At 37.4% G+C, this 20,710-nt stretch carries 11 protein-coding genes; 4 read left to right on the top strand and 7 right to left on the bottom strand.

Annotation, left to right across the window (positions count from 1 at the left end):
• Window positions 1–165: 165 nt before the first annotated feature.
• Complete coding sequence (locus QNJ50_RS05320) at window positions 166–3,252, top strand: pentapeptide repeat-containing protein (RefSeq protein WP_300632932.1); 3,087 nt, start codon at window positions 166–168, stop codon at window positions 3,250–3,252.
• Window positions 3,253–3,576: 324 nt separating this feature from the next.
• Here the strand turns inward: QNJ50_RS05320 and QNJ50_RS05315 are convergent, their stop codons facing one another.
• Together QNJ50_RS05315 and QNJ50_RS05310 are read right to left on the bottom strand one after the other, a co-directional pair.
• Window positions 3,577–3,993, bottom strand: coding sequence for a hypothetical protein (locus QNJ50_RS05315; RefSeq protein ID WP_300632930.1), 417 nt, complete (start codon window positions 3,991–3,993; stop codon window positions 3,577–3,579).
• A 576-nt stretch (window positions 3,994–4,569) separates the two neighbouring features.
• Entirely contained in the window at window positions 4,570–5,583 is a 1,014-nt protein-coding gene (locus QNJ50_RS05310) for a folate-binding protein (protein WP_300632928.1), read from the bottom strand.
• A 290-nt stretch (window positions 5,584–5,873) separates the two neighbouring features.
• On the opposite strand from QNJ50_RS05310, the gene QNJ50_RS05305 reads away from it, so the two are divergent.
• A complete protein-coding gene (locus tag QNJ50_RS05305) occupies window positions 5,874–6,008 on the top strand; it encodes a DUF4114 domain-containing protein (protein WP_300632926.1) in 135 nt (44 codons plus the stop codon).
• 121 nt (window positions 6,009–6,129) lie between these two features.
• On the opposite strand, the gene QNJ50_RS05300 is transcribed toward QNJ50_RS05305, so the two are convergent.
• Complete coding sequence (locus QNJ50_RS05300) at window positions 6,130–6,618, bottom strand: hypothetical protein (protein WP_300632924.1); 489 nt, start codon at window positions 6,616–6,618, stop codon at window positions 6,130–6,132.
• A 170-nt stretch (window positions 6,619–6,788) separates the two neighbouring features.
• On the opposite strand from QNJ50_RS05300, the gene QNJ50_RS05295 reads away from it, so the two are divergent.
• Both QNJ50_RS05295 and QNJ50_RS05290 read left to right on the top strand, forming a co-directional pair.
• The gene (locus tag QNJ50_RS05295; RefSeq protein ID WP_300632923.1) at window positions 6,789–8,810 is read left to right on the top strand and encodes a serine/threonine protein kinase; all 2,022 of its coding nucleotides are present in this window, start codon (window positions 6,789–6,791) and stop codon (window positions 8,808–8,810) included.
• Between the two features lie 219 nt (window positions 8,811–9,029).
• Window positions 9,030–9,359 carry a GIY-YIG nuclease family protein gene (locus QNJ50_RS05290; RefSeq protein WP_300632922.1) on the top strand — a complete coding sequence of 110 codons (330 nt, stop codon included), beginning with the start codon at window positions 9,030–9,032 and terminating at the stop codon, window positions 9,357–9,359.
• Between the two features lie 166 nt (window positions 9,360–9,525).
• Here the strand turns inward: QNJ50_RS05290 and QNJ50_RS05285 are convergent, their stop codons facing one another.
• From QNJ50_RS05285 to QNJ50_RS05270, 4 genes are all read right to left on the bottom strand, one after another.
• Window positions 9,526–11,382 (bottom strand): SdrD B-like domain-containing protein, encoded by a 1,857-nt coding sequence (locus tag QNJ50_RS05285; RefSeq protein WP_300632920.1) that lies wholly within the window; start codon window positions 11,380–11,382, stop codon window positions 9,526–9,528.
• 131 nt (window positions 11,383–11,513) lie between these two features.
• Complete coding sequence (locus QNJ50_RS05280) at window positions 11,514–13,844, bottom strand: OmpA family protein (protein ID WP_300632919.1); 2,331 nt, start codon at window positions 13,842–13,844, stop codon at window positions 11,514–11,516.
• A 4-nt stretch (window positions 13,845–13,848) separates the two neighbouring features.
• Window positions 13,849–17,805: a hypothetical protein gene (locus tag QNJ50_RS05275; protein ID WP_300632917.1), complete on the bottom strand. Its 3,957-nt coding sequence runs from the start codon at window positions 17,803–17,805 to the stop codon at window positions 13,849–13,851.
• Window positions 17,802–18,728, bottom strand: a complete 927-nt coding sequence (locus tag QNJ50_RS05270) for a hypothetical protein (protein WP_300632915.1) — start codon at window positions 18,726–18,728, stop codon at window positions 17,802–17,804. Before QNJ50_RS05270 ends, QNJ50_RS05275 begins: the two co-directional genes overlap by 4 nt.
• Window positions 18,729–20,710: the final 1,982 nt, after the last annotated feature.

Raw genomic sequence — 20,710 nt, 5'->3', positions numbered from 1 at the left:
AAAAATAAATTATGTAATTCCTGTAAATAAAGTGTGTTTTATGTGTAAAATTAACAAGTATTACATCAAAAAAACATTTTGGGATGACAATAAATACAAAAGCTTTTCATACTTTGTTGGGTATTTTCGCTAATCTCTAAGTAAATATATGGGAACGAATTAGCGATGACAAATCAGCGGAAAAAATTAGGAAAGTTTTTTTATAAAGATATATGGCAAGTATTAAGAGATAACAGCAAAAAGATTGATATCACAAGTAATGATATTAGCAAAATAATCTCTAATCTAAGTATAGAACTAGCGATAGAACTAGGTTTTATTGCCAATTATATTGAGAACAAAGATCTCTTGGTAGATAAATTTTCAATTGCAGGAATAGCAACTGAAGGAATAAGATTTTATTGCGATACTATTGAAGGGCGACCGAGTTTAGAAGAGTATGCATTAATTACTTGTAGATTAGCTTATATAGAAAGCTTTGAAAATATTTTGCGAACTACAGCAAACCAGTCTGTAATAAATCAAATTTCGAAGTTAGAAATTTCGAAGTTAGTAGTTTCTCAAGAATATACAAATATAGAAGATAACTTAGAGTTTGAACTCAGGATGCTAGATCCCAATAAAGCGATTCATTGCTTCCACGAGACTAAAATTGCTAAATACTTCAACAAGAATTGTTTTTCTTTCTTAAAAACTACCGATCTGACAACATATGAGGCAAATACTCTAATACAAAGAATAGCTTGGAATGCCCAGCGATATATAGATCTAGCTTTGAGTAGCATTGCAGGTTTGCAAACAAGATATTTTGGGTTGCGCAAGAGTACTTGGCGTAAAAAATTGACAAAGTACAAGGTGATTGATGATTACCTTGAGTTACATATTGGTAAGCAATGTCAAGAAACAATATGTACGGAGCAATTTACTTTACAAGATATTTATGTCCCCTTAAAAGCGCAGCGATTAAACAAGAAAGGTCAAATAGATAAAAAACAATTACCAATTGACTTGGAAGGTTGGACAATAAATCTACTTAAAGACCCAAAAAAGCAAGATAAAATCATTTGGATTCAAGCAGAAGCAGGAAAAGGTAAGACAGTGTTTTGTCGTATGTTTTCCGAGTATATCAGGTTAAATCTACATCCTGTTTGGACACCAATTTTAGTTAATGTACGAGATATCAAAAAAGTAGGACAAAGTTTTGAAGATACCTTAAAAATAGTTCTTGACAAAGATTTTTGTATTGTTAGTGACGATAATTGGTTAAAAGATAAAAATACTCGCTATTTATTTTTGCTTGATGGTCTTGATGATTTTTTACTTCAAGATAGAAGTAGTTGTAGTTTGATTGAATTTATTAGCCAAATCGCAAACTTTCAAGAAAAGTGTCAACAAAATTCTGTAGAGCTAGGTCATCGAATATTACTTACTACTAGAAGTTCAATTTTACAAGGTATTGAAAGTAATTTACCAACAAATTTAGAAAGAGCAAAAATTTTGCCGATGGATAATCATATCCAAAAGCAGTGGTTAAATAATTGGTCCGCACAAGTTGGAATAGAATCAGCTTTAGCATTTCAACAATTTCTCCAAGATCAAAACTGTCCCAATATAGTCCAAGAATTAGCACAAGAGCCTCTATTACTATATTTATTAGCGGCGATTCATCGGAATAGCGAATTAACAGTAGAGATGTTTGAATGTGTTAATTCAACACAAGCAAAAATCAAAATTTATCAAGAAGCATTAAAATCTGTATTTCCACAACAGAAAAATTCAATTGATTTTATTCATAAAAGTTTCAGTGATTTTTTATCTGCAGTAAATCTGAAAACTAAACTAAAAGAATGGATAAAACCAGGTATGTGTTCTACTGGATTTCACATCTCTCAAAACATAATGGACTTGGAAATTTATGATTGGTTGGGATGCGATAGTTTAACACCAGAAATAGTAGATTATTTAATGAATTTACTAGCTCAAGAGTTTAGTCTTAAGCCAAGTTTATACGCAAGTTCAAGATTTGATATCTCTTTAATTAGTTTGAGTGTTCAGAATAAAGATGAATATTTAAGTACAACCTCAGTCACTAATGGTACTAAATCACAAAAACTTTCACATATCAGAAATAGCTGGGAAGTAAATGATAATATTCCTGAGTTGTTACAACTATTTCAGCGTATTGAAAATTTTCATCGAAGATGGTGTGAGGGAGAATTCATAGATACTCACGAGCAAAACTTACCACAAAAAAAATCATTACAACTGCACTTAGAAAATATTTACTTAGGACAGCGTCAGATTGATATTTATGTCGGATTAAATATCACCATATTACTTTTAGAGTTGCAGCGAATTAATCGAAAAAAAGAATATTTAAAAACAAAAATAATCTTTAACCCATCTACTCCAACAGATAAGATAAATTCTTGGAAATTTCAACTTCTTCGCATTATTAATTATAGTGATTTGATTCATCCAGGAACCTTTAACAGTGTGGTTGGACAATTTCTCAGGGGTGTAGACCTCAGTAACATCGACTTAAGGGGTGTATCTCTAAGTGGTGCAAATCTGAGAAGTGCAGACCTAAGAGGTACATATTTGAGGGGTGCAGATTTGAGCAATGCATACCTCAATGGAGCGGATCTTAGTGGTGCAGATTTGAACGGTATTAATCTAAGAGGTGCATATCTCAGGGGTGTTAATCTGAGTGGTGCAAATCTTATGGGAGCAGACTTGAGTGAATCCGACCTGAGGGGTGCAGACCTTAGAAATATAGATCTAAGAGGTGCACATCTAAGTCGAGCTAATCTTAGAAGTTCAGACTTGAGTAACATGGATCTTAGAGGTGCAAAGTTTGAGGGTGCAAATCTTGAAGGTGTAAATTTAAGTAATGCAAATCTCAGTAGTGCAGATTTTAGAGGTGCGCAACTAAATAACGCAAACCTTAGAGAAGCACAATTAAGTACTGCAGATCTCAGAGGTGTAAGGTTAAGTAATGCAGATCTTAGGGGTGCAAAGCTCAACAATGCGAATTTTAGAGGTGCGCATCTGAAAGGGACAAATATCAGCAACGCAGATCTTAGTGGTGCAGATCTCAGAGGTGCTCGTTTGCTTGAAGCAAAATTAAGTGATGGTTTTTTGGGAGATATTAGTTGGAATAAACATACTAAGTGGGAAGGTGTACGGAGTTGGAAGACCGCATATAAAGTACCAGAATCTTTAAAACAACAATTAGATTTGCAATTATAGCTCAATACAGTTCAGCACTGTCCTTACAGCTTTTGGTGCGTTAGATGGAAGTCGTAACGCACCAAAAGCTTATGAGTGGTGCGTTACGCTATCGCTAACACACCCTTGTATATTAAGCGCAAAGCGCAGGCTTACGCCAACAAAAATCTGCGGATGATTCCTATAGAGCAATACGGTTAATTTAAAGATTAATTAGCAATAACAGGACTTATCCTAACGTTAGCATAGCGTGTCCGTAGGACATAGATTTGTAATTGCGTAAGTCCTGAATTAATAAGAAAAAAATAAGAATAAAATGAAAAATATCCACTAATAAAACTAATTTTAAGCATCCCAATCTTGACAATCTTCTTTCATTTCAATTGGATGTACTGCACAAGGTAAAAGAGGGTTATCTGAATAATACTTACACTTAGTACAGCGATATGGAATATTAGGTTTTTCAAATACTTCTATATTTTGGTTTTCAGGTACATCTTCGGTATGTCTGTCGGTAACTGTATCATATATTGTCGCAATAGCAGCACAGCCAGAAATTCCAGCAATTCCTAATAATGCAGTATTAGTTCCTAAGTATATAGATTTGTTGATTAGTTTTCGGTGTGGTTTTAAAACTTCTGCAAGAAATATTACTAGATTAGAAGAAAGCCCAGCACTGAGAAATACAATACCCGGAACAAATATTGCCATGACCGAGACCAAAACCATTCCGGGAAGTAATTTTTCTCTAAACCAATTCATATTCTTATAGTTATTACAAAAATGATTAAATTTCTTATAGTAAAATCTTATAGAATCAAAGCTTTGATAATAAAATATTTGATAATCAAATTCCTAATAAATTGAACATACATTTTACTCTTTCAAGTAGTCCAACACCCTTAAAACAAATATTTCTAAAGTATACAAATCTAAAGTATAGAAATCTAAATTATAGAAACAATCCCGAAAATAAAAACAATAAAAGATAGAAAAATTACCGTTCGCAACTTCAAAAATAGAGGTAAAGAATATTTTTCACGGGTCTATGCTTATTATTTTTAGTAAATCCCCATTTTATTGAAAATAACTTATGGGCTCATAATTGAAAAAATCCTAAGTTTTAATTGGACGTAAACTAAATTAAATGTGAGTGTCACCATTTAATCTTTAATTCATTGCGAATAATGTGTCAATATTTTTACCAGTTTTTTCGCAATATTTTTGATTTGTCTCAACTTTGCACGCGCAGCGCCATATTAGACGCACGCGTCAACAAGTACATCGAATCAGACTAACAGCTAGATTTACAGGATATTCATAACCTTTAACTCTTTACTATCCGTTGTTATCCGGATAATCATGAGAAACAAAAGGAATTTCTACGACTTCTCCTTCTGTATCTCCAACTTTGACTTTTAATCCTACACCACCGGCTTTGGTACGTATGTATCCTAATCCAAAGTGTCCTTCTGAGGTTTCAGTGTAGCTGGTGAGTTTACCAACTTTTTGTTCGTCTGCGAAAATAACTGCACCTGCTTCGACTGGAGAATTAAGTCGAATACCCCAAAGAAATTGTTTCACACCTTTATATGTGTTTAAGCGAGCGATGGTTTCTTGACCGATGTAACAACCTTTATCAAAAGATATAGTTTGCCATAAACCTGCTTCTAGGGGATTGTAATCATCTGTTAGTTCTTGTTCTGGTGCTGGACGTCCTTGGATGATTCGTAATGTTTCCCAAGCATTATCACTCATGGGAACTGCACCATTTTCAATTATTTTTTGCCAAATGGCTTCTTTCTCACTTATTGGGACTATTAAAGTATATCCGGGAGATGCTAAACCACTTCCTACAGCTATTATTCCTTCTGGATTATCCTTATTCTGTAAAGAGAATGAGATATGATTTCCATAGGGCTGACTGATAATTTCTTTTGCACCTAATTGTTCTACTACCGTATCACTACCTACACCAATTAGGCTCAAAGTTGCAGTGTCATCAGTAATATCATTTAACTGGACTTTATCCGCAAAGAAAATATATTTATCTAACCATTGAAATAAAAACTCTCGTTTTTCTGGTGAAACTAATAAAAATACCTCATCATCAGTCACATAAGCGCTTACTAAATCAATAGTGCGGGCGGTGGAATTAACAAAAACAGTATCGCATCCCTGACCTGATTTTAGACTTTGAAAATCGTTGGTACTTTGGTTATGCAAGAAACGCAAACGGTCATCATCAGATACTTTGATTCGTCCCCAATTACTGCGATCGCATACCGCAACTCCTTGAGTTACTGCTTGAATCGCTGCTGTGTCATTTCCTTTTTGAACTAATTCAGACATGATTTTTAATGGCGTACTGCATTGCAAATGCTATCAAATCAAGGTTTTTTGCTTCAACAAGAATCTATAGGTAATTCAGTGACTCAACATTCACGGGGTAACAAGCGCTTCAAAGTCTTGTTACCCCGTGAGCCTGCTGGAGACCAAGGTCATGCTCAAGCTACTTTGAGACAAAGCATGGGTCAATTTAGTGAAGATGATACTGGTGCAACTATTACCCTTGATGGTGATGCTCTGTATACGATCTCTCTTCTTGCTGATGGTAACCCGATGATATTTACTTTGCCTTCTTGGGTGCGAACAGTGATGGTGCTGACCACATTCATTTACTTGGTGATAACACCTTTGGTTTTGAAGACCTCAGGGGTGGTGGCGATGAGTCCTTTGATGACTTAGTTGTCAAGATGAATCTTAGAATTGCCTGAAGTCAATGAATAATTAGGCTTTGCTGCTAATGTGGCAAAGTTTGAATCTAAAAAATTTTGTAGAGTAGAGACGTAGCATGCTACGTCTCTACATTATTATCCATTACCCATTACCAATTTCCTAATCCGGTAATTCAGCAAACACCTGCTTAACTATTCCCTTGGTTTTTTCATCCAGATTATGCCAATCCACATCCCCTGTATCATCAAGTAAAGTATTATCGATCGCAACATCTGAATTTTTTGTGGAAGAATAATCTAAAAAACATATTTGATAACACAATTCCCACATATCAATATTTATCTCTTTCCCTTGACGCTGCAAACACAGATGATATCCTGGTTGTGGGGTTGGTAACTCGGCAAGATTTTGTCTAATTTTTAAAGCTTGTTCAGGTGTAGCACTTTCTAACTCTTTAAGTAGCTGAGTTACAAGTGTCTTTACTTCATCTGTAGTATCAGGATTCCAAACAGTTACATCTTGATAATTTCCCTTCCAAGAAGAAATCTCAAGTTCTTTGCGGATATTATCAACCAAACGAATAAATGCAGGTTGCATCAAAATTTCAGCCTGTTGCCACGTAACAGGATCTGATATGGTTGGCGGCATATGTATAAATCGGTATAAAAAATAAGTTATAAAAAATTTAACAAAGTGGAATGAGAAAATTAAAGTTCTTCTCACAAATCTTTTTTTTCAAGATAGCGGATTTTGTTCGCCAGAGAGTGGAGATATTTATTATCACCTTTAAAATCGGGTGTTAACACTGGGGAGGGATTATGATAAATACACTATTAGACCATCGATATCAAATAATTAGAGTTTTGGCAACTGGAGGATTCGGTAAAACTTATATTGCCGAAGATACAAAAAGACCAGGACGTCCTATTTGTGTGGTCAAACACCTCAAACCCACCAGTGAAGACCCCAAGATTTTTGAAACTGCTAAACGTTTATTTCAAAGTGAAGCAGAAACTTTAGAACAACTGGGTAACCACGACCAAATACCCCGTTTGCTAGCATACTTCGACCACAATCAGGAATTTTTCTTAGTACAAGAGTTTATTGAAGGACATACTCTGAGTGATGAACTGGTTGCAAACCAAAAGTGGAGCGAAAGCGAAGTTGTAGAACTTTTAGAAGAAGTTTTAAGTATTCTGGAATTTGTCCATGATCGAGGAGTAATTCACCGCGATATCAAACCAGATAATATTATTCGTCGCGCTTCAGATAATAAATTAGTTCTGGTAGATTTTGGGGCTGTCAAACAGTTGCGCGGTTCTCACCCCCATGGGATTGGTATCCCTCAACATACAGCAACGGTAGCAATTGGCACGCCTGGTTACATGCCCACGGAGCAAGGACAGGGTAAACCCCGTCCCAACAGCGATCTGTATGCTTTGGGGATCATTGCAATTCAAGCACTTACGGGTGTAGCACCCATTGACTTACAAGAAGACTTGGATACGGGCGAAATACTATGGCAAAACTTAGTTGCGGTTGATGACCAGCTAGCGGCATTTTTGAACAAGATGATATCCTATCATTTTAAAGACCGCTATCAGAATGCGACTCAAGCCTTAAAAGTATTGCATTCTTTTACTCCTGAAATCTCAAATCAAGGATACACTCGTCATTCTAGAAATTTGGGTGTTGGGTCAATGCGTGTAAATACACAACAAAAAACACTTGCATTTGCGCCCGCAAACCCGGATATCCCAGCAGAAAAACCAATAGAAGTACGAAGGAGATCGAATCGTCGTGATTCTGGAGGGTTCGATTTCTTACAAATTCTTTTTTTGGCAATGTTAACTGGTGGTGCAGCTGTTGTTACTCCTCTAGCAGTCGAAGCATTTCAAGGTCTAACAAACAATTTCTCCTTTGCTAGCAACACTTTACCTGGATATTGTGTTGCTGTTGTTGCGGGTGATAGTAACATCCGTATGGAACCAAGTTCTGTAAATCCAGCAACAGTTGTCAAAACTCTTAGTAAAGATACTAAATTAGAAGCTGTAGGTAAACGTACTACCCGTGGTTGGATACAGTTAAAACTTAATTCCGGAAAATTGGTTTGGGCGCATTCAGATGCAATTAAGAATAACGATGAATGGAAGTCCTGTCTGCGAGATAAACATATTACTATCACTACTGTTGACGATCGCAGTTTAGTTGCAGATATTCCCGTACCTAAAACCCAAGCAAAATCCTCAGAGGAAACACCAAGTGCTTCCGATGAAGTCACAGAATCTCCAAAAGCTTCTTTTTGGGATTTATTTAAAAATAAAAAACAGGAAAAAACAGATTCTCCTCTTGAGTCGCAGAATCAAGGAGATAAAGCTGTCAAACAAGCTAGAGAAAAATATGAAAATGGGGATATTAAAGGAGCAGTAAGCATACTACGTTCCCTGGAATCTAAAAAAAATCAGGTTAAAGAAACAACTGATATGATTTCCCAATGGCAAAAAGATTGGGCTAAGGCGGAGTCTTTATTTGAAGACATTGATCGCGCAGTTCTAGAAGGTAAGTGGGATAAAGTACTCGAATATAAAAACAACCCAGAAAAATTACCCGATATTGAGTATTGGAGAAAAAAAATAGATCCTTTGTTTCAGCAAGCGAATAAAAATTCAGTTGATGATAAAACTAACGGAAGTGAAACAACTGAAACTGCTCGAGCAAAAGAATCTAAAACTAGCAAAGAATCTTCCGATACTGGGAAATCAACAGAAAATAACAATATTAAACCTAAGTCAGCAAAATCACTAGCTGACAATATTCTCCAATGGTTTGAAGATAATTAAATATCTGTTTTATTAAAAACTAAGTAAATTTTTTGCGAATTACAATTGTAGCCGAGTGAATTATTATTTCAATATTTGGTTTGGCGAGAGTTCGATCTGACAACAGCTTATGAATTTGTAAGCATCGTAATAATTGTTCAAAATGTGTCTTATTGTATAGGTTGACTGACTTCCTAAATGAACTGTGTCATTATTTTTTCGTCAAATCAAAAAAATAAGATGATAGTTCCCAAAGTAGTCAAACCAACATTATTACCTTCTATAAGATTGGACAATCTAGAAAAATTACCTGAAATCGCAGCTATTTATTTTGTCCTTAACGATAAAGAAGAAGTTCTGTACATAGGAAAGACTGAAAATATAAAACAAAAATGGAATAGCGATGACAAACAAGAATTATTAGAAGTAACAAAGAATGCAATAATAACCTACTTTGCGGTAGCTTCTGTTGATATTTTGAATCAAATTGAGACAACTTTAATCGAATGGTTCAAGCCAAAATACAATATCACAGGAAAAAATACTACCAATTTTGATCACAAACCATAAGTTTCAAGTCTCAAGTTTTATCAATCATTTTGATTTTGCAACGCTTCAAAACCTCGGTCAAATAAGAAAAATATAATAAGGGACTTACGACCAGTAAGCCCCTGTGAATCATCAAATAAAATATGGTGAAAATCGTTTTTTGAAAAGTAATTTTGCCAGTAAATGGCTAATCAATTTTTACTCGGAAGCGAATCGAACCAAAATTATCAGGAAGAATTTCGTTAATATTGACAATTACTGCACCATTGGGATTATTTTGATTTTGACAGGCGTTCTCATTGCTTGGAAAAGGTTTTAGGGGAGAATAAAATGCTCCTACATCTGTATCTTCAGTATTTGTCAAACTCGTTTCTGATGCGTTCCCCTGTTGTAAACTAATTCCCTTACCAACACCAAACGTATTTTGGCTGAAGGATGTTCCCTGAGGAATCAAGTCACATATACGAACATTTTGCTGCGGCGCACCACCTTCCGCCAAAAAGTATATCGTATATTCTACTACATCACCACTTTTTGTTGGGAATTCCAGTACACCAAAAAGCCTCTTATTGAGTGCTTCGTTTAATACATTATCAGCATTTCCAGTACCATCTTCAAAAGTGTTAAATGAACCAATAAGTTGACCGTTACTTCCAAATACACCGGTAATTCGCTTCACCAACCTCAAATTGGTTGGGTTTTCTTCACCAACAACTCCACTACGTAGACCAAAATCAACATCATCTGCGTTTTGTCCAAGGAGAAGATTAACTGTTCTTTGCGAACTACCAGTAGTAATTTGAGGAAAATTATCAGGAGGAGTAAGGGTTACTCGATAAGGACCAGGAGGTAAAACCTCAAAGCGATAAAGCCCATTTTCGTCAGTTCTAGCTTCTATAGAAACAGGATTGTTAGTGGTACGAGTACGTAACTGATTTTCCCTTTCGGGTAAAGTAAGAGTTACAGTTGCATTGGGAATTCCCAATTCTCCCGCATCTCGATTTTGAATACCATCGCCATTAATATCATTGAAGACTGTATCGCCAATGGATCCGGGTCCGGAGCCAGAACCAACACAAAGGTTTAATCTAGCCAAACCAATAGTTTCATCCTGTCTGGGATCTCCATTTTCTATTGCAGCTGTATATTGAATTCGGATTTGGTTTACCGGACCGGAAATTGTAGTTTCTACATTACCGATGTTGGGTAGAATAACGCCAGTACTATTTTGTAGTGGATTTTCCCGTGGTGCATTTTCCCCAACACCTGTAGCAACATTATTTTGTACACGGACATTATCAGGACTAATCGCCCTGAGACTTACACCTACATCTGTATCACCATTTAATGCTCTTACCCTTACCTGGTCTTGAAAAGTGAGCCTTTCATCGCCTTCTCTATCGCGTTCTCCATCACGGTCAACATCCAATAAAAGCAGAGGCTCGACTTGAACTGGTTGAGAAAAATTGATGATTAGAGTTGCGTTGCTATTAGGTGGTGCTGGTCGATCTTCTTGTTGTCCTGGTGGTCGCCGACCTATATTGAATTCCAAATTGGGACCGGGTTGTCCTCCGTAAACACCGGATGTGATTCTAGTTTCCTCATTGTCAATTACTTGTCCGCGGATACTTTCAGTAAATTCAAAAGTTGTTATGACTCCATTTGTATTTAGTCTTTGACTTTCAATTTCCGCTCGGTTGTTTGTAGGACTCCAATTAAGGATTCTTGGAGTTGTTCCTGCTGGACAACTTGTAGTTTGTGCCAAAACTCGATTGTCAGATAGCAGATCTCCCCCAAATATCAGTTGCGGTACAGTAAAAATTAAAGTTAGGAAACTACTTCCCAAAGGTTTCATCATTCCCCTGAGCATGTGCTGAGTCTGGGAAGGAGACAATAAAAATGGGAATGAATATTTTTGATTAACAGATACTTTGGTTGAAATTTTATCGTATCTTGTTGGCAAATGATTCTTTGAAGCACAACGGTCATAATCATGTCCGCGATTATTTGATTGTGCCAGTAAATGTTCAAGTAAAGCTTTCATTTTTAGCTTGCTAAACAATAAGAAATGACCAATTGCAGGGAATTATGGATTACTAAGGATTACTCGGAATTGAAAATTGGAAATAAATTAGGAGCCAATTAACAATTACCGACTACCAATTAGCAAAACCTTTATCTTCCTTCTCTTCTACGTCTTCTTTCGATTTGCAAATCATCTTCTTGTTCTTCAATAATTAGCTCGACCCCTCTAATATCCTTGAAGATAATTTCAACGCGGCGATCGCGAGCATAATCTACAACACCTGTACCACCTGGAACTTTACGTTGGGATTCACCAAAGCTACGAATAGTCATTCTTTCCGGAGCAATACCTTTGCGGAGTAAATAGTTTCTCACAGATAGCGATCGCCGTTTACCCAAAGCTAAATTGTAAGCATTACTAGCACGGGGGTCAGTATGACCTTGCAGTTCCACCACAATGAATGGATATTTCTGTAATACTTCTGCTACGCGATCAAGAACTTCCCCACTAGTCTCACTAATAAAAGATTTATCTAAGGCAAAGTGAACATTCCGTGGAACTTTGATTTTAAGTGGTGGTGGTGGGGGTGGAGGAGGAGGTGGTGGTGGAGCCGGTGGTAGCGGTCGAGAAATACATTGGGGTATCGGTATGGGGGTTTGTTTCTTTGGACTAGGACCGATATTAGGTCTAGTTTGAGGTGTCCCAATTAATGCAGCAGCCGCTGGTTCTGAGGTACCGTATTTGGGGTCGCTTGCGATCGCACTAACTAAATCCCCAGTTTGTAAATTATCTAACTGAACTGTGAATTTACCATCTTGATTAACTGGTACCTGGGTCAGGATTTCTGAAAGTGCTCCATATCCAGGAGTATAAATTGCTTTTTTTCCTGTTTGATAGTCACTAAGGCGATAAATGGTTACTTCACTACCCCGATCGGCTTTTCCTTCCACAGTGACTGTAGTACCATTAGGAGCAAATGTCCGAGAAGTAAATTGGGGAGCATTAATTGCTGCATTTCCCGTATCTCGACGTCGGTTAGAAGAATTTCGCTTGGGGTTAGGACCATCTCCCCTTTGAAAATCAGACACTCCTAAATTTCGCTGAGTATTCAGGTCGATACTCAAACCTTCTAAAGCATTAAATTTATTGTTTTGAATTAAATTACGTTTTGTTTTAGGGAAAGCAGAAACTACCACCCCAGGACCTGTTTGATTGTCAATTTCATTATCAATAACCCGGTGGTCGCTACCCATCAAGTAGACAGCAGCCCTACGCAAACGTCTGCCATTATAAGCAATTTTGTTATTTTGTAGCAGTACGTTACCTTTTGGTTTGAATAAATATACTCCAGCGCCATCATTGGCACAAATTAAATTGCCCGTAATTTGGGAGTTATTAACTATACCTTCAAGCCTAATGGCATCGGGCATCCCAGCAATTCCATTACCTATGATAATATTTTCAGTTACAGCAGTATTTTCCGCCCTGACTGAAGTAATAATTGCACTACCTTCATGGAAGGAAATTCGGTTGCGACGAATGGTTGCACCTTGAGAATTGAAAGCATATATCCCAAAAGCTGACGTTTGTTCCGGAAGTTTTTCATCTCGGGTCAAACCCAACCAATTATCTTCAATGACAACCCCTTTTGGCGCTACGTCTTTGTCATAAAAGGGAAAGTTATCATTGGGGGGTTGTTGTTGGCTGGTATCGAGTGGAGGTAAGCGATGGGCAATTACAATATCTCCTGGTGGAGTAGTCAAAGTTACTGGTTTGGGAACACCATCGTAAACTAATAAGTTACCCAATTGTTGCTTGATTGGGCTGGCATTAAACCCATACAAATTTAAACCGCGAATAGTAATTCGATCTGCAACAACAGTTAAACCCCGAAAGATTTCTTTACCAGGGGCTGGGGTAATTGTCACCACTGGAATAGGAATTGCAATTTCAGCTGTTGCAGATTTATCGGGTTTATATCCCGGTTGAGTTGCACCATCGATAATCAACCCTGGTACAGCTAAATCCGGTAACTGTTTTTGCAGTTCAATCGTAGTTGCGTTAGGTAAATTAAATCCAATTTGGGAAGTACTCCCATCACCCACAACTTGAACTTGCGCTCGTTCGCGATCGCTGAGTTGCTCAACGGTTAATGTGCCATTTACCAGTTCAATGGCTTCCCGTAGTGTTAGTTTCTCATCGGGTTGGACGTCACCATCTCCCTCGCTATTTACTACTACCTGCAAAGGTACAGGTAAAGTAACCTCTGAGTTTTTTCCTGGTAAATTTTGCTTTTGAGCGAGCGCTAATCCTGAGGGAAACAGGTAAAAAGAAACAGGTAACAGATATAACGGAGCAGGTAAAAATTTGGCTTTTGGTATTCGGACAAACGAATGAAAATTGGGGGTGGGGAGTTTACCTCTCCCCAATCGCCAGTTCCCACTCACCATTCGTTTAAGATGAACTTTGAAACTGGGCATTAACTCACTCCTTTCGCACCACACTTGGTTTGTCTTGTTGCTGTTTAAGGTTATTTATCTGGTTAACTTGAGAAGCCTGTGAATCTTGAGAAGTCTGAAAATTATTGGTTAGCTGTTGTTCAACATGTTGTTCAACATATTTTCTCGGTTTATTGTCTTTGTTTCCTTGATTGTCAACAGTTAGCAAATAATTAACAGGAGTAGAACTAGATTGGGATGGTTGTTTAACATTTAGCGCTTGTTTTTGTTTTAAAGTGCGTATTAAACGTTCTTGGGAAGTTTTTTCTTCCGAGTTAGGTTTGTTTTGCACCAACGATTCATTTTGAGACTCCTGTTGTTGTTTGGGGACGGGCTTTTGTAGTCCAAAACCATTTAACAATTCGTTCAGCTTCAAACTGACATTTAGGTACAAACCACCCCGAGAACGGTAACCAGAAAAATCGCGATCGTCGATACTACCAAAGCTGTATCCTACACCAAGTCGTAAATCGGGTGATAAATAATATCCACCTTCCAATGCCCAACCAAATTCATCAAAACTTGGATTATTGTTGGAGTTTTGACCAATCCAGCGTCCTTCCAGAGCTAAATCTGTACGATAGCCAGTACGGTAAGTTGCTCGCATTTGCGCCAAGTTAACGTTACCGTTAAATCTATCGCCATCAAAATAAGTAACACCATTACGGAATGCATATTTACCATATAATTCCCAGCGCCAATTTGGGGCGTAGATACCTTCCGCAGACAAGGTATGACCTGTAGCCGTAGAACCAGTAATTTGGTTTTCTATTGTCGAGTCAAAGTTTTGTCGCCACTCATATTTGAGCAAAGCATTGAATTTATCGTTATTAGGGTCGCGATATGCCAACCCAACTTTTAAATTAGCCGTATCTCCCAACTCTTGGAATCTTGTCCCACCAACTCCAATATCATTGACATTTGTAGGTAAGAAGACATTTGCTTCACCAGCTTGCTGATAGCGAAGGAGTGCTGTGAGGGCTGGGGATATTTTACCGGCAGCAGCAGCAGAAATTACTGTATTATTACCCTCGGCACCGTCACGATATTCCATCCTGGCACTAGCTTTTAAGTCGGGATTATCTGTGTATTCCAGACCCACGCTATAAACTGAACCAGAAAATAGTCCCAAAGAGGATGCTGTTTGTCCGACTGCGTAATATTGGGGTAATGTATTTCCTAAAGCAGTAGCGTTAAATACGTTTTTGAATACGTATTCATAACCAACATTCATGCGTAATCCTGGTGCTACAGCCCAACCATGACCCAAGCCGACGGCTCCTTGACCTTGCAAGCCATTGAAGCCCGAAAGTACGGAATAACGACCTGTGAGAGCGGTATTTTCCGAAAATTTATGATCTAAAATCGTGTCAAAAGTTGTAATCGAATTACCTTTGAGCAACTCACTACGATCATAGAATTGATGTGCTAGTCGAAACGTCACACCCGGATAGGCTTTCCAGTCCATTCCCAAGGTGGTACGGTTGGGATAAAGGGGATCGCTATCGCCCAAATTTAATTCATTTTGCGCCTGAAAAGTTAAAGATTGGGTTAAGGGTAACTTGAGACCGGAGACTAATTGGTTGGCATCTCCATCAAAGCGATCGCTAACTCTATCTTCTCTGGAACGATTAACATATTCCAGGTTTAAATCTGCATTGCCGAACTTTTGCAATATTCCCGCTCGGAAAGTTCTCAATTCATTATTGACTCTTTCACCCGGACGTGCTTGTGGTTGTGGGTCAAATAGATCGAAGAAATTAATTAAATTACTAGCTGCGATACCATAGTTTTCTTCAATATCGTAGGATGTCCGCAAGCTAGTTGTATTAGTAATTTTGCTCAGCAAAGATGCCCCGTAACGAGTTTGTCCGGGGAAAAAGCTAAATGTGGCATTATTAACAAAATTTGGTTCTACTGCTCTATAGTAAGCTGTACCTTCAAAATTTCGACTAATTTTACCAAAAGCTTCTATACGGTAAGCATTACCGCTAACATCTCCGCCGTTGAGTAAATCACTGTTAGAACGAGCATATTCACCAATGATTTTACCTGCATCTCCTAAAGATACTTGGAAATCTGCACCAAATAGCTCAAAATCTCGATCGCCTTGGTCTTCTAACAAATAACTCCCCGCAACAAAGGATTTTTCTTCAGCTTCCTGGGAAAAGTTATATTGCAAACGTCCACCAAACAAGTCAGAATCATCACCACCATCATTTTGGTAGGTAACTACTACTTTTCTAACTAAAGTGGTTCCAAAACCAGGATTGAGTTCCGTTGCCAAAATTGGACGTCGAAACAGTAAGGTACCCCGGTCATAATCTATGTCATAATCCTGACCACGAAATAGTTGTTTGCGTTCGACGACTGTTCCCGGACGGTTAATTTCTTCAGATTCTAAATAAACGGTTTCGCTACCAGGAACTAATAAGCGTCGAGACAGAAAATAGTTACCGCTGGTACCGTTGGGAATAAAGGTATCTCTTTGAAAGCCCTCAATGTTATTTGCATACAAGCCTGTAAATTGCAAATTGCCAAAATTATAGTTGGCTTTAAAGCCATGTAATTGTCGCGACGTCGCTGTGTACAACTGAGAAGACCGAGTAAACTCCTTGGTGTTGTAATCCCCCCACATCAAATAATCTGGCTCAGCTCCTGGAATAGAAGGAGTACGTTCTAAACGAGCGTAAAAACTATCTATAGAAGGAGCAGTGGAAGTAAAGGAAGAACTATCACCATAGACGGGATATTTCTGTTCACAAAATTGAACTCCGCCAAATAAACGATTTCGACCTTCACAGTCTTCATTCAAAGGGCGATCGCTATTAAAAGCTCCTGTAAACAACCATTCTCCAATGGAACCAGTAGCAAAAACAGCCGCATCAACATCAAATTCAGTACCACTGTCTCCCGGTCTGAGAAATTCACTCCGGCTTCCCCAATAGTCAGTACCTTTTGCACCAAGGCGAAGATTAACAACTCCTGTAACTAAAGAAGGTCGCAAATAGGTGGTAAATTCCACCTGCGTGTAGGCTTGAATTGGTTCATCTTGAAATTTATTCCAGGCTGTGGAGTCAGTTTGCTGGGGAAATGATGGGTTTCCCAACAGACCTGTTTCTCGGCGCAAATTAGGGGATGGCTTTCTAATTTTCACAACAGCCGCCCGAATGCGAACTTGTTGAGCTTTAATCCCAGATTGCAGAGTGGCTATAAATTCTCCACCCCTAGCTATAACCTGAAATCCTGGTTGATCTTTATTTTGGTCCGCACCAATAAATTTTCCCGCAGAACTAGTCAAAGTTACCATCACATCATCATTGATGGGTTGATTGTTCGCGTCGGTAATTTCCCCTCGGATTTTAATTGTAGAACGCCCGTCAGCTTGTATTCGCGGTTCCCCTATGGGTGCAATTTCAATTTTTGGTATTTCTTGACGAATTTGCTTTAAATTATCGATTGTGTCAGTCGCAGCTTGTGCAGTTTCTTGTTGGGAAGATATTTGCAACTGCTTTTGATTTTTATAATATTTGTTTCCTTTTTTGAGTCGTTCGCGTAACTCACTTGTGTCACTAGCAAACTGTGTATTTACAGGATTTGTATTTACAGGATTTGTATTTACAGAATTTGCCTTTTCTTGGAGAGATTCTTCCAATGAAGGAGTGTTCTGGCTTTCCTGAGAGTGTAAATCAAGTAACTGATTTGAAGTAGGTACAGTTGATAGATCGCCAATACCGCTTCCCTTACTTAAGTTTACTTTTTGATTTTTATCAGATTCTTGAGCAAAGGTTTTACTCGAATAAGCAGCCTCAACACCCAAAAATGCCGGTACTACAGTTGCAAAAACTGCAGATAACATACTTGCTCGATTGCGACTAATGAGGATAAGTCGCAAAATACTAACATTTTTGGCAATAAATACTCCTAGTTTTTGACGTTTCATCGCTTTTCCTCCGAAAAAGCCGGTGTTACCGCAAAATTAACCCGCACCATACTGTTGGGTGCTATTTTCACTAATCGTGATTGGCTGTTCCTTTCGATGAAATATTTATTGGGAGCAAGGGCATAGCCGGGTAGACTACTTAGATCGAGGGCAGCTGTTCTAGAACCAGATACAACACCAGGTAAAGAATACAAACCTTTGGCATCAGTGACAATCCGATTGCCATCATCCATAAAAATTACCGCATTTGGTACTCCCGGTTCATTTGGCTGTTGTTCGCCATCAAAGTTTTTATCAACGAAAACCCTACCAATTAGGGTGCCACAATCCGATAAGATCCCACCCCTAATCCGTACGCGAAAACTGCTAGGTGGACTAGTATTAACCTGTGCAACGTTTATACCATCTCCCCTAATGGCATCTGGAGTGACTTCCACAGCATAAAATACATTCAAAATTTCATTTGCCTGCAATACTTCGGTTGTTGCGATGGAAATCGTGTGACTAGAAGTCTGATTGGCGGTTAAATTAACTGTTCTATCTCCTGTTCCCCCTTGTATGGTTCCTTTAAGAGATTTAGAAATAAACCGCAAGCCCACAGGTAAGCGATCGCTGATGGTTAAAGATTCTGTTGCTGCATTTCCCGTATTCTCAATTGCGAGCCGGTAGATTATAGTATCCCCAGGTTCAGCCGCAGCTCGATCCCCAGTTTTTATAATCCTTAAGTTTGCTTGAGAAGCGGTTAGAGTTACAGTATTCGACTCTATTAGTTCCTCAGGTTGATTGCCGGTTCTGGCAGTCGCTGTGTTATTTATCGTTCCAGTTTGGGCTATACTTACTCCACTACCGTAAGTATAAATACTGAAAAAGAAAAAGGTTAAAAAGAGGCTGTTTTGCCTCAACCAGGAGCTGATCTGTTTCATGGGAAGGCATCAATGGTGTACGTATATTTCCCAATTTTTTTTAGGGTTTTATATTCACAAAAAACTGTACCTTAGCGTAAATTTTTAATACGTTAAAGCTGTGAGGATGCTTCCAGTTACATTATGGAGAAACTATCAGAAACTCATCCGTTTTTAGCTGATTCGCAAACACTTTTACAAACTCTTCAATCTTACTTCAAGAAGATTTATTTCCCGAGATAGATATATACTTACTAATGCTTCAGAAGGGTAAAGATGTGATTTTTTTATTGTCATGGCAAATACAACCCAACTCCTCAAAAAAATATATATTTCAACACCAAAATTCAATATTTAAGCTAAAAAAGCTCTGAATTCAGAATCACTTTGTCACATCAGAAAAATCGATGCTAGCTTGATATTAGTAGTTTTTACAGTAAATATAAGGCTAATATCATGGCAGAAAAACCAAGTTACTACTTGCAATCCATTAGAACATCAGGAGGTTAAGATTAATTCCTTATATTTAATTCTAGGTTTTACATTATCTTCACATAAATAGAGTTTTTTATTATTCCTTTACAAAATCTTTGTTTTTGAACTAAGAGCATATTATCTAATATCCAATATCCTCAACAACAATTTTGTTGATTTTTTTGATACTAGATATCATCCTGTAATTAAAATTTTGAAATATACGTTTATATTTCCCATTCAAAATAATTCAAAATTATAGGAAGCAAAAAGATATTATTTGGTGTTGACATGTTCTATAAAACCAGTATTTGACCTACAAGCGAAATTGAAAATTATTTAAATAAGTTAAACGCACAGATATAGACGAACAAATGAATCATTTGTCGTCCGTGGTAATTTCTAGCAGCAAAACTTTAATTTGCGTTGACTTTCTCCACACTGGGATGCGATGGAAGTACACCATCAAAACAATGCTCAGCAGGTGTACTTTTTGAAGTATCGCAATTTCGTCTTACTTATAACTGAACTCTTGGAAGGCGAACAAAATGATAAGGTGCATTGTGCCTGGGTTATTCTGAGGAGTATCCCCAGTTTTGCCCGCTCAAGTAATTTATTGAATTCAAGCATTCTGATAATTGGAAATATGCACCAGGTCGCTTGCCGAATCTTAAACTTTTGAAGGTCACACTTAAGTAATATTACCTGTGGATTATACACAAATAATTACTATTCACAAAACGTTTTCAGTAATTTTTCTTGTTTTATAAACTGTATTACTTTTATCCAAGTCTTAACGATTAAATAAATCATAACGGAAAAATATAAAAAAACACACTTTTTTTGCTGATAAATTTACGGTCGCCAATTAAACTATCTTATTTGACTTAAGATTCCATTTTTATCATGTTTGCAGTTATTGCAGTTATACTACAAAGTTATATAAAATACAGTATTTTGTTCTGCCTATTTTTTATTTCTAAACCTCAGTATTTGAAATCCTATACTTTTCGATTGCAATAAAGTATAAAGTAATAACTAAAATCCGAAATTAGTAAAGAATGTATTAGCGCGCCAAAATTTATCATTGTGTATTTCTGCACACATACAACTGTTAGTGTGATAAATAAGTAAGGCATCGCAGAATATTGGAATGAATATAATTTTGTGAGTTTGTAGAGCGGGTGAGCAGGTTTTTCCAAGAGGTTGGATTTTTCCCTCAACAAAATATAAAAGAAACTGACGCTCACAAAATCAAAAGGTACGATTTTATAAGCTTTCGATCACAAGTTTATTAGGAGATGCTGGATTGAAAAAGCGTCTCAACGCGACTTATACGAAAAATAAGGAGGAAAAAGCTTCAAAACCCAAAAAATCCCTCTTAGCATAGCGTGACGTGAGCTATAAATCAGATATATCAAAAGAAACTAATTCCAAGTCAGCAATTCTCATTTTGAAAACGTAGTACAAATAGATACAGAATGAAATATAAAAATAGGAGATTTCTTCGAGGCGATAAGCGGAGCATG

Source organism: Mastigocoleus sp. MO_188.B34, assembly GCF_030065675.1.
GTDB lineage: Bacteria > Cyanobacteriota > Cyanobacteriia > Cyanobacteriales > Nostocaceae > Mastigocoleus.
The sequence above is the reverse complement of the archived record's forward strand: the minus strand, read 5'-3'. Positions and strand labels throughout refer to the sequence as shown.

Excerpts from the sequence above, each read along its gene's own strand:
- QNJ50_RS05285 (WP_300632920.1), bottom strand. The coding sequence starts at position 11,382 with ATGAAAGCTTTACTTGAACATTTACTGGCACAATCAAATAATCGCGGA.
- QNJ50_RS05320 (WP_300632932.1), top strand. The coding sequence starts at position 166 with ATGACAAATCAGCGGAAAAAATTAGGAAAGTTTTTTTATAAAGATATA.
- QNJ50_RS05275 (WP_300632917.1), bottom strand. The coding sequence starts at position 17,805 with ATGAAACGTCAAAAACTAGGAGTATTTATTGCCAAAAATGTTAGTATT.
- QNJ50_RS05315 (WP_300632930.1), bottom strand. The coding sequence starts at position 3,993 with ATGAATTGGTTTAGAGAAAAATTACTTCCCGGAATGGTTTTGGTCTCG.
- QNJ50_RS05280 (WP_300632919.1), bottom strand. The coding sequence starts at position 13,844 with ATGCCCAGTTTCAAAGTTCATCTTAAACGAATGGTGAGTGGGAACTGG.
- QNJ50_RS05295 (WP_300632923.1), top strand. The coding sequence starts at position 6,789 with ATGATAAATACACTATTAGACCATCGATATCAAATAATTAGAGTTTTG.
- QNJ50_RS05310 (WP_300632928.1), bottom strand. The coding sequence starts at position 5,583 with ATGTCTGAATTAGTTCAAAAAGGAAATGACACAGCAGCGATTCAAGCA.
- QNJ50_RS05290 (WP_300632922.1), top strand. The coding sequence starts at position 9,030 with ATGATAGTTCCCAAAGTAGTCAAACCAACATTATTACCTTCTATAAGA.
- QNJ50_RS05270 (WP_300632915.1), bottom strand. The coding sequence starts at position 18,728 with ATGAAACAGATCAGCTCCTGGTTGAGGCAAAACAGCCTCTTTTTAACC.
- QNJ50_RS05300 (WP_300632924.1), bottom strand. The coding sequence starts at position 6,618 with ATGCCGCCAACCATATCAGATCCTGTTACGTGGCAACAGGCTGAAATT.